Source organism: Bacillus sp. AC266 (genome assembly GCF_979253805.1).
Window position 1 is genome coordinate 920,663 of the sequence record NZ_CEEDEC010000001.1, and the last position, 11,410, is coordinate 932,072.

The window sequence follows — 11,410 nt, forward strand, 5'->3', positions numbered from 1 at the left end:
GTCTGTAATATTTCTGAAAAGTCAAAATAAATACCATTCTAACGATTTGCATAAGGGAAAATAATACAGATTGTTGTTCCTTTTCCTACTTCCGACTTTATTTCAATATCATGTTCCAATCTTTTTATAATATTTTTCACAAGATATAATCCCATCCCAGTAGATTCCTTAAATTTCCGACCGTTTATTCCCGTATAAAATGGGCGGAATACTCTCGGGAGGTCTTCTTTTGGGATTCCCACACCATGATCGTGTATTTCAAGGATTACTGAGCGCTCTTCTTCTAATGTAGTAATAGTAACGTTTTTTCTACTTCCTGCTGAATACTTAATGGCATTGGATATCACTTGATGAATAACAAACCGAAGCCACTTTCTATCGGTTTCTACCATAATAGTTTGTTTTACTTTTACTTCTGGATAAACATAGCTACGGATAAACAGACGTTTATTTTCACGGATTACTTCTTGAACGATTTCCTGTAACGAAACTCTTTCCACATAAAAATCTTGCTCAAACGTTTGTAATCGCGCCATATATAAGACCATTTCTAATCCGTACTGCATTTGATCTACTTCTTCCACAATACTTTCAAAAACCTCCCCATTCTCTTCTTGTGTGATCAGTTCAATAACTGATAGGGGCGTTTTCATCTGATGCACCCATTGATTAATAAATGTAAGGTGCTCTTTTTGTTTATATTCCCAAGTCTTTAACTGTTGATGATATTGACTGTATTGTGTCTTTAACACACGCTGAAGTGCTACTGATAATGGAGTGGAATCGAGTTCTTCTAAGGAGTCCTCTAATGTTTCAGAAGGGTTGGATAATTTGTTATAAAATCTACGATGGCTAAAGTAGCGATAAAGTAAAAACGCAATTAAAAAGCATCCTCCTAAAAACACACTATATAACGCAGTAGATAAGTGGTTATATCCGTCCAGCCAATAAACAGTTAGAACGACAAATAGCTGAATGATTGAGAAACAGATGAAAGGGATATGTTCACGTAAAAATAAATTCATTATTATACCTCATCATTCTTCCAAGTTATTTTCAAACGATATCCAGCACCACGAACTGTTTCTAATGCATTTTTTATTCCGATTTCCTCTAATTTTTTTCGGACACGTGTAACATTTACACTTAACGTATTATCATCTACATACGTATAGTCATCCCAAAGTTTTTCTAAAATTTTCTCTCGACTAACAATACTAGGAGATTGTCGTAAGAGAGTTTCTAGTAAAACAGTTTCTTTTTTTGACAGTATACACATGCTATCATTTAGCTTTAATTCCATTTTTTCTGGATAAAGTATTAAACCGGATTGCTGAACAACTCTTTCTTCCGCTTTCGGTGCGTATTCTCCGTAAATTCTTCGAAGATGACTTCGGATTTTTGCCATTACAACTTCATAATGAAACGGTTTAGTGATATAATCGTCTGCACCATGTTCAAGTGCCATAACTTGCTCCATCTCTCCACTACGTGCTGATATAAATATAATGGGACAAGTAGAGACCGTTCTAATTTGTCGGCACCAGTAGAAACCATCAAAACTCGGTAAATTTACATCTAATAAAACTAAATCAGGTTGAATTTTTTCAAAGTTAGCCAAAATATTTTCAAAATCCTCTGTAATATTCCCTTCATACCCGTACTTATTAATATGGGATTGAAGTAGTTTAGAAATTTTTTGGTCATCTTCTACAATCATGATTTTATACATATATTTAGCTCCTTTTATTTATGTATCTATTTATTATCTAGAAATATCTAATTAATACTTTTATCTTTTAGTATAAAGAAATTCCCCTCTTACTTATATTGAATAACCTTACTTCAAACTAACAGTTTTGTAATATTTCTGAAAATAAATTTAAGTATAATAGCTCTTATTTTTTAAATTTCAATTATCTAATTTAATATTTTTAAATTTGTTGTTTTATAATTTTCAAATAAAAAATAATCGTATTTAATTGTGTAAAAAACACGTAATTAAATACGATTATTAAAATCATAAAATCTGCGTTTAGAAATAAATTAACCGATTCCTAATATAATCTTGGATCAGTAAGGTTTGTATATTTACTAAAGAAGTAAATTTCACCTACTAATTAAGCATTATTTCTGAAAAACATGTTTTATTTTTTCACCTGGAACGTTGCTCCCGCCTCTTCCTTTTACATCTTCAATCATCATGGTAACAATCATGTTTGGCGCGCTTGCATCGAAAGCTGCAAACCATCCAAGTTCTTTACCCTCTGCTTCTTTCGATTCTTTCAGTTCTGCTGTACCTGTCTTACCAGCGAGAGTTACACCATCAACTTTAGCAATTCTCCCGGCACCATCAGGATCATTAATAACCTTTATTAACGCACTTTTTAATATCTCTTGATTCTTGGTAGAAATCACATTTTCTTTCCAATTTCCCGCTTCTTTTGTTTTTTTTATAAGATGCGGTGACGGAATGTTACCCTCATTGACGATCGGTGCATAAGTCAATGCTAAATGAAGAGGTGTCATTAATACTTGTCCTTGTCCGTACCCCGTGTCTGCTAGTTGAATATCATTTTTTATCCCATCTTTTGCAATAATTGAAATAGGGAATTCGTATTCAATTGGTAATTTTTCATGAAATCCGTATTTCTTAAATTCATTTACATACTGATCTTTTCCTATTTTCAAAGCTTGTTGAGCAAAATAAATATTATCAGAGTACTTCATTGCCTTATCAAAATCAACTGGACTAGCATCCTTCACACGTGTTACATAATAATTTCCCCAAGATGAATCTTTTGTCCACTTTAATCCTTGAATTTTAAATTCTTCCTTAGGATTTATTGTGTTTGTTTCCAAACCAATTGCACCTGTAATCGTTTTAAATACGGAACCTGGTACAAATGCTTGTGTGAAGCGATTCATCATTGGCAGTTTCGAGTCGTTATTCCATGCTTCCCGTTGAGCTTTTGATGCTCCTCTAACTATTGTATTTGGATTATAAGCAGGGCTACTTACAAGTGCGATTGTTTCACCCGTTTTAGGATTGACCGCTGCACTAGATCCTGCTTCATTTTTCATCTCATTAAAGATTTTTTCTTGAATTGCAGCATCAATAGTTAACGTAACATTTTCCCCTTTTTTTGCTTCTTGTTTTGCTACGTTTTTAATCTCTTTCCCGTTCTCATCTTCCATAAATACGCGTCCACCCTTTTCACCACGCAATTTATTCTCTAATACTTTCTCTAAACCTGTCTTACCCACTAAATCATCTGCTTGATAACCTTTTTTTTGAAGCGATTTTAACTCCTCTGCATTTACCTTTCCTATATATCCCGTTAAGTGTGCCGCTGCTTCTCCTAATGGATACGTACGAATATTTACTGGGCGAGATAAAACCCCTTCTAATTCAATATAATCATTCTGTCTCGTTCCCTCTTTTAAAATACCAATTGGTACAAAGGAATCTGGTTTTATCCATTTCGCTGCGAGTTTCTGATCGACCTCTTCTGTAGACATATCAAGTAATTGTGCTACTATTTCTTTTGTTTGCGCTGCCGTTTCACCTAGTTTCTCTGGAATAATTCCAACTTCAGTCGCTTTACCATTCGTTGCAAGCCCTTTTCCATTTCGATCATATATTTCTCCGCGTTTTCCTTGCTCTGTTTGCATACGTACTTTGTAATCTTTTTTCATACCTGGGAAAATGAAGTCTGGTGTCCAATCTATTTTCCAAGATTCCTTATCTTTATCTTTCACGAGTTTTGCTTCATGGATGAATGAAACTGTTCCTCCATCCGTATCCATATTAACTTCAAAAAGAAAAAGTTCTTTATCTTTAGTATTCGCTCCTTTCGTTTTAATTTTTAAATTCTTAACTCCAATACCCTCATAAATTTTTTGATATTTCTCTGTGAACTCCTTTTTAGAAATCGTTTTTTTTGCATGTTCTGATAAATAATCATACATATTTGCAAATTTTTTATCATTCCATAAATTGATATATTCTTCAAATGCTTGTTTTGGCGGCTCATCTTTATTGCATCCTACCAACATAACTCCAAAACAAAAGAAAAGCAGCATCCATATTTTTTTCAATTCAATCTTCTCCCTTAATTAAAAATGATTATTCCTTTCTAAATATGTTAAATAAAAAATGTTTTAACGCTTAATAGACAGTGTAAGTAATGAAATAGTTCCACATTTACAAAAAAATTAAATTTATGGGTAAGCTGCATCCAAAAGGGAGGATTTTAAGATTCTTACAAACGACGAATATATTTAGCGAACGTTATCATTATTAGTGTTGTTTTAACAATTCATTTAAAATACCTTTTAGTTCATTTCCGCCAATTTCATCTTTTTTCTTTATAGATTATTGATACAAAAAAAGAATCCTTATAATAAGGATTCTGCAACAGAAAATAACAAAAATATAAACAATAAAAAGAATTACTTAAAGTATAATTTATAGGCACTCTATATCCTTCTTTTTCGCACCAAAAACCCCTGTACAGCATGCGACAGGAGTTTAGGTCATTCTACAGCTTATTTAAAAGAGTCATGTACAGGCAAACTACTAAAAATCAATTCAGCAACTTTTACATATCCTTTTGAGTTTGGATGAATTAAATCCGTAGACCAAAGCGTATTGTCATTAACTAAATGATGATTCCAAAAGTCAACATGATGTAGCTTATACTCTCTACTCAGTGAAAGTATAACTTCATTTGCCTCTAATAATTGTTCTTTTAATACTTGTTTTTTTTCAGAAGGAAACGGAAGCCGAACTGTAAAATCTGGAAGGTTTGCTATAATAATATCAGCATCTGTTTTACTTAATGTATCTATCATAAATTCCATATCGTTCTTATATGCATGATGATTCCAACGTCCTTTTAAAACATCGTTTGCACCTGCAATTAGACTAACCAAATCTGGATTAAAAGTTAATGCCTGTTCCAATTGCTGTGAGCGAATTTCTTTAGTTACTAACCCACGTTTTGCAAAATTAGCATATTTTAAATCATCTACACACAGTTGAACAAAATGATCTACCCAGCTTTTTAATGCTATTCCCTCAACTTCATCCCCTATCCCCTCTGTAAAACTATCACCAATCGCTACAAATCGCTTCCACATATATAGTCCCCCTTTTTTGTTATTCATATCTACACTATACAATAGCCCACAGCGTAATTGTTCTTCTTAAATGTTTTTCAATTTCAATTAAATTCCATGGGAGATTTTTCAAATGAGCAAGACAACTCGATTAAACTATTTCACATGAACAAAAACATGAAAATCTACGTTATCTTCTCGCAGAAATAGGTTGAGACCAACTATCTTTCCCATTATCATTTAAGCGTACTTGAAAAACATATATAGGTTGAGAAAAGCCTTTTGTATCAGCGTAGTAATCTATATTATAATCTGTAATGACTAATGTATCACCTGCTTTGAAAGATATTATAGGATCAAAGTCTCCTTGTTTTAGTTTTTGAAATACTTCTTTGGGAGACAGAATTTCGACATCTCGAATATGTGATTTTTTTGTAACTGGCTCATTGTCATTAGGCATTTTTGTAATTTCCTCTTTGTAAACAGGCATTTTATTACCTTCGTCTTTTAACTCTATTGATGTTTTTATAGTGACATCAGTCATGTCTGTTTTTGTAATGGGATCTAAAGGCATATTCCCAAATTCCTTCATTTGATACGAAATCATTATTCCAAGTGCAACAAAACTTACTGTAATCGGAAGAAATAAATATTTGGTCATTTGTGTATCTGTTTCTTTTTTCTTCAACAATATAAGAACTATATTTAACATAGAATATCCTAGCATCATTCCTAAAGTATTATGAAGTAAATCGGCTAGTTCCATACTTCCACGTTGCATTGTAAATTCAAGGATTTCAATCAATAAACTTGCTATAATTGAGCTGATTAACATCCATTTTGTTTTTTGAAAAACATTACTAAATAAAGGTAATAAAATTCCTAACGGAAAAAGCATACCTATATTCACAATGATATGGAAAAAAGAAGAAAATGAAAAGGTATTCCATGCTTTTTTATAAACACTAAGTACATCAAAGTCAATTGTTCTTGCAAAAGTTATATCATCTGGACGACCAAATGAAGTAGCTGATAATACAAGGGAATAATATCCTATTATCAATATAAACAATATAACTTGTTGTACGGTAAATTCCCCCCCTCCTTTACATACCTTTTTGTATACTACAAAGTAGCTAAAAACAAAAATGAGTAGTAACAAGAATGTGAGTTGTATTGTAGGAATTGCAAAGGTAACAAGTAGTTCGGAAATAAAATTCATTTTACACCTCTGTTTTTACGAATAAAATATTCAATAGTTTTATATAACATTTTAGATATAGATAGCGATGTGTTGTTACCCCTAATAATTATTAATACAGAATTAAACCTGTATACATTGAGCATTTCTTCCTCTTGAAACCAGCTTTATTTGACCAAGCAGCTACAAGGAAACTAGCGTTTTACTAATTGTACTTTCGGCTATGTCTGGAAAAACGTTACGAAGATTCTCTTTAGTAAGAGGATTTTTGGAGTTAAGTATAAAATTAAAAATTTGTTCAATTTTAGTATATTTATATAGAATCCGTAATTGACCGATTCCTAATATACTTAGGAATCGGTCATATTCGTATATTTACTAAAGAAATAAAATTCCTTCAAGCATTACACTTTTTTTCGAAAATTTGTTGTTCTTTGTTTTGCCCAGTTGATACATTTCTTTTCAATTAAATGATACGAAACTATAGAAAAAAGTATTGTCATTGAAATACACAAAGCAAGAAGGAAAAAGATAGGTATCTTTGTATACAAAAGTTTAAATAGTACCATCATGATTGGAAAATGACACAAATAGATACTGTATGAAATTTCTCCTAAGTATACAAATACACTCTTATTTAAAAATGCTTTCACTTTTAGGTTACTCATGGCCATTATTATAAATATACTAACACCGATTACGACACCCCAATCTTTTAATAAGAAAGTAGTATCATTACGGGAAAAACCATAAATTAAAATGGAATATAAATATAGAATAATCCCTAATGCAATAAGAAATCCTTTATTAAATTTTTTCATATTCCTATATAAGTAGATAAGCTTTTCCTGATGCTTAAAAAGTAACATTCCAACCATAAACATCGATGTGAAATGCAGTGTATCGGCATAACCATTATAAAATCCCTCTGCTTTCCCTATATGCAACATATTAAGGAAAACACTAATTAAAGAAAAGCTCAAAGCAAATAGTATCGTTTTCTTCCAACTCAGTTTATAAAAAAGAAGGAATAACAACGGAAACACAATAGATATACGCATTTCTTGAGCCAATGACCAGATAACTGGATTATAATTTTCCGTAAAAAAGTTATTAAGAAGCACAAAATGGTTTATAATATCTATTTTTGTTATAGACCCTTGCCACCTATCATAGAACCAATCCCGTAGTCCAGCCACTTCATACGGCGAGAACAAAATAAATAAAGCAAAGGTACTGATTATCCAAAAATAATAAGGAATATAGATTCGTACAAATCGCTTAATTAAATATCCCCAATAATTTGTTTTTGAATGATAAAGTGCCATAGATAACACAAAACCACTGAGTACATAAAAAACGATTACAGCTTCCCCGCCAGCCCATAAAAACCTAAGCGGAGAAAATTTAATAGAATTAGGCAACGATGGTAGCATTAAACAAAAATGTCCAAATACCACTGTCAGTGCCGCTAACCCTCGTATGGAATCTAATTCTTTTATTCTCTTACTCATAAAATGTTCTCCTTGTAAATTGTAGATTTTGCTGTTAATAAAGGCCACTATACTATTGTAGTGGGAGAATTATACATATTGTTTCTTTAAATTCCTAATATAAGCAGTACAAAGTCAATCTATGTATCTGTTTTAGGAAACTTTCGTATTTAGGCATAAGTTATATAATAATAGAAAGAAAAAAGAAATTTCATTCTATAAAATCATATTGTCGTTTAGAAAACATTTTAAAACTGTTTTCTAAACCCTCGTTATAGTCTGTCTGCTTATTTGTCCATTGAACACCCTTATTCCCAGGCCACCCTGAGGTATTAGCAACATATTTTAATAGCTCTGGTCCTTTTAAATTTTGCTGTAAACCACGGTTATATGCATTTATCATATTAGATATTGCAATTCGAGTATTGGTTTCTGCATTTTTCAAATCTTCGTTCGTTAAATCTTTAGGTGCTAGTCCACCTCGATGAAGCTGAAACAGTCCAAATGATGTGCCCTGATCTCCAATTGCGTTTCGATCAAACTTACTTTCATGGAATGCAATAGATAAAGGAATCCATGGCGGTATACCATGCTCTATTGATATTTGTTGAATCGTGTCTCTTACTTTAACTCGGTTAGTATGATGGTCATATGCGTATTTTGTAAGATATACCCCTCCTGTTAAAACTAAAATAAATACTCCACTTTTTATTAATGTCCCTCTCATCGACGTCACCTCACTTGTCAGTATCAAAGATTGTCACTAGTAATCCTATCTTTTGGGGATATTAACTCGTAATCATGTATCATTTTGTTATTGTTTGTTTCATTAATTACCGATTTTTAGGTGAATTTATTAGGGAGTTCCCTCCATATAACATTCGCTTTTATCACTTTCGGTACAATTTACTTTTGTATGGGAGAGCGTTTTCTCTGTATGGTACCGTACTTTTTTCTCGAATACCTTGCTTTTTTATTCGATTGAAATTAAAGAATAACTATATACATAGGGATAAACACTATAAAAAGATACTTAAATTTCTTTAAAAAATTCATTTTTCGGCCTCCATTTCTTTATATAATTAATTTAAAACAAAATATTTAATAAGAAGAAAAGATTTTATTAAATTTTTATAAAATTTAATAACAGGAATAAGTACCAGGTATTTATTTTTATTGTCACTTGATGGAATAATGAATGTATTTTCATCATGTAACTTTATTAAACTAGCCTTGCACCAGAACCCTTTGAATCGAACAATTCATAATAAACGCCATCCTTTCTGTATATTTCTACAAAAAGAATAGCGTTTTTTGATTATATGGATACAAATTTATCTTAGCTTGATTGCAATACCGAAAGTTCCGAAGAACCAGATTTGAGAATTAATGCAATCTTCCATTCCAAGCCATCCACATAAGAATCTATAATACTTTGAAACCTTTTATTTCAGGCTAATATTTAGTTTTATCCTACAAAGTTAGCCTTTTACTATATCAACCGCACTATTCCACATACCGCTAAAGAAAGATCCTATTTCGCGCATTAAACGTGTAAACCAATTTGCTTGTTCTACTTCAGATTTTGTTACAAGGTCTACTTGTAATGATTTACCTGATAAAAATCCAGGATCTGTACTATCTTTAGGTGATATAGTCATTTTACTAATTGTTACATCTTTTTTAATAGGCGCTTCTTGTTCTTTATTCGATACTTTAAATTCTTTTTTATAAACGTCTTTGTTGCCCTTTGGCATTGGAAGTGAAACAGCTTGCTTCGTTTGAACAACTACATCTTTGTCCTTTGCATTTGCTACTCGCACTGTTTCATGACCTTTTACTACTGAATCTTTTCCATAGACCTTCTTCACTTCAAAATTTGCAAATCCATAATCATATAATTTCTTTGTTTCATCAAAACGTGCTGTATGAGAGTTTGCTTTTATAACTACAGAGATTAGACGCATACCGTTTTTTTCTACTGTACCAGTAAAACAATCTCCGGCTTCTGGAGTAGTTCCTGTTTTTAACCCATCTACACCTTCGTATTGCTTAATTAAGCCTTTTAACATCCAGTTAAAGTTCGTCATATCAATCGGATACTTGCCACCCTTTTGGAATGTTTTTTTAGGGATTTTTGCTGTATCTAATATTTTCGGGAAATCTTGAATAAGACGTTGTGCTAAAATCGCACAATCTCTTGCGGACATTTTATTTTTCTCGTCTGGAGTTGTTCCTTCTGGGTGATGTCCTTTTAAATCATGGTTTGTTAAACCTGTAGAGTTTACAAATTTATAATTTTTCATTCCAAACTCTTTTGATTTATCGTTCATCATTTTCACGAAATTGACTTCTTTTCCAGCAATCTCTTCAGCTAAAGCAATTGTTGCACCGTTTGCAGAGTAGATTACCATTGCCTCATATAACTCTTTGACCGTATAAGAGCCACCATTTTCTAATGGAACGTTTGATAATGAGCGATCTTGCGAAATCTTATATGCATATTCAGAAATTTTAACTTTTTGATCCCATTTAAGTTTTCCTTTATCCACCGCTTCATGAACTAAGTATTCACTCATCATTTTTGTCATACTAGCAATTGCTAATGATTCATCTGCATTTTTTTGATATAAAATTTTCCCGGAATTTGCTTCTACTAAAATTGCTGATCCTGCTTCTACGTCTATAGCAGGAACTGTTTCCGCTGATGCTCTTCCAAATGGAACAGCCATGCTACAAAATAGTGTAAGCACTGTTACTATTGTAATAAATCTCTTGCAAAACATACTTTTCACTTCTGTTACCTCCAATATCTTTGTACTCAAAAAAACGTTATTTTAACATAATCCTCCAAAAAATAGACAGCGTTATCAAATTCTATATACATATAAGACATTAGAACCACTTTCATATAGGCCATCTCATCCCACCCTTTTAGGCACACTGACACTTAGTGTTCCCACACATATCCCTCTTTTTAATACCTTTGTATTTTTCGAAATGATCTGTACTTTCATATCTTTTAGGATTACACTTAATAGACAATCTAAGTAATACATTTGTTCCACATTTATAAAAAAATAAAACCAGTGTGCCCCGATTAAATATCGAAACACACTGGTAGCTTAGCCGTTTTCTTATTATCTACTTGACAGAGTCTGTCAGTCACTTTTCAAAAATTACTATATTTGCACCAGAACCACGTATTACTATGACTTTTGCTATTCTTCTCTAATTACATCTTTAGCATTTTCCTTCACTTGCATCAATTAACTCACCAGTTACCCAACGACTGTCTGATGAAGAAAGAAAACCTACAATATCAGCTATATCCTTAGGTTCTCCCCACCTATTAAAAGTCGATAAATCTGCAGCATATTTCTGTCCATCTCGATTCCCCAATGTCTCGGCATTCATTTCTGTATTAATTATGCCCGGGAGAATTGCATTTACTGTAATACCAAGGGCACTAAGTTGTTGTGCTAAAGTACGAGTGAGTGTATTTATTGCCCCCTGAAATATACTGTAGGCAAAAACACTCGGAGAGATATCAATGAACTTCCCCTTCATTCCAGTATTCACCTTATAGTAA

At 32.2% G+C, this 11,410-nt stretch carries 8 protein-coding genes and 2 pseudogenes; all 10 read right to left on the minus strand.

Annotated features, from left to right (window positions below; translation table 11 throughout):
• Window positions 1-38 precede the first annotated feature (38 nt).
• Entirely contained in the window at window positions 39-1,025 is a 987-nt protein-coding gene (locus AC0IXC_RS04710) for a sensor histidine kinase (RefSeq protein ID WP_002017026.1), read from the minus strand.
• Window positions 1,026-1,027: 2 nt separating this feature from the next.
• Entirely contained in the window at window positions 1,028-1,732 is a 705-nt protein-coding gene (locus tag AC0IXC_RS04715; protein ID WP_002085493.1) for a response regulator transcription factor, read from the minus strand.
• 395 nt (window positions 1,733-2,127) lie between these two features.
• On the minus strand, window positions 2,128-4,101 hold the full coding sequence (locus AC0IXC_RS04720; protein ID WP_471652652.1) for a penicillin-binding transpeptidase domain-containing protein: 1,974 nt from the start codon (window positions 4,099-4,101) through the stop codon (window positions 2,128-2,130).
• Between the two features lie 450 nt (window positions 4,102-4,551).
• Window positions 4,552-5,145, minus strand: a complete 594-nt coding sequence (locus tag AC0IXC_RS04725; RefSeq protein WP_002141809.1) for an SGNH/GDSL hydrolase family protein — start codon at window positions 5,143-5,145, stop codon at window positions 4,552-4,554.
• Between the two features lie 169 nt (window positions 5,146-5,314).
• Complete coding sequence (locus AC0IXC_RS04730; protein WP_044440859.1) at window positions 5,315-6,346, minus strand: VanZ family protein; 1,032 nt, start codon at window positions 6,344-6,346, stop codon at window positions 5,315-5,317.
• A 162-nt stretch (window positions 6,347-6,508) separates the two neighbouring features.
• A pseudogene (locus AC0IXC_RS04735) lies at window positions 6,509-6,640 on the minus strand (Fic family protein); the annotation flags it as partial.
• An 89-nt stretch (window positions 6,641-6,729) separates the two neighbouring features.
• Window positions 6,730-7,887, minus strand: a complete 1,158-nt coding sequence (locus tag AC0IXC_RS04740) for an acyltransferase family protein (RefSeq protein ID WP_080019327.1) — start codon at window positions 7,885-7,887, stop codon at window positions 6,730-6,732.
• A gap of 142 nt (window positions 7,888-8,029) precedes the next feature.
• Entirely contained in the window at window positions 8,030-8,545 is a 516-nt protein-coding gene (locus AC0IXC_RS04745) for a transglycosylase SLT domain-containing protein (RefSeq protein WP_326997836.1), read from the minus strand.
• A gap of 754 nt (window positions 8,546-9,299) precedes the next feature.
• Window positions 9,300-10,613: a D-alanyl-D-alanine carboxypeptidase family protein gene (locus AC0IXC_RS04750; RefSeq protein WP_113769428.1), complete on the minus strand. Its 1,314-nt coding sequence runs from the start codon at window positions 10,611-10,613 to the stop codon at window positions 9,300-9,302.
• 448 nt (window positions 10,614-11,061) lie between these two features.
• A pseudogene (locus tag AC0IXC_RS04755) lies at window positions 11,062-11,364 on the minus strand (SDR family oxidoreductase); the annotation flags it as partial.
• Window positions 11,365-11,410 lie beyond the last annotated feature (46 nt).

Excerpts from the sequence above, each read along its gene's own strand:
- AC0IXC_RS04710 (WP_002017026.1), bottom strand. The coding sequence starts at position 1,025 with ATGAATTTATTTTTACGTGAACATATCCCTTTCATCTGTTTCTCAATC.
- AC0IXC_RS04715 (WP_002085493.1), bottom strand. The coding sequence starts at position 1,732 with ATGTATAAAATCATGATTGTAGAAGATGACCAAAAAATTTCTAAACTA.
- AC0IXC_RS04725 (WP_002141809.1), bottom strand. The coding sequence starts at position 5,145 with ATGTGGAAGCGATTTGTAGCGATTGGTGATAGTTTTACAGAGGGGATA.
- AC0IXC_RS04730 (WP_044440859.1), bottom strand. The coding sequence starts at position 6,346 with ATGAATTTTATTTCCGAACTACTTGTTACCTTTGCAATTCCTACAATA.
- AC0IXC_RS04745 (WP_326997836.1), bottom strand. The coding sequence starts at position 8,545 with ATGAGAGGGACATTAATAAAAAGTGGAGTATTTATTTTAGTTTTAACA.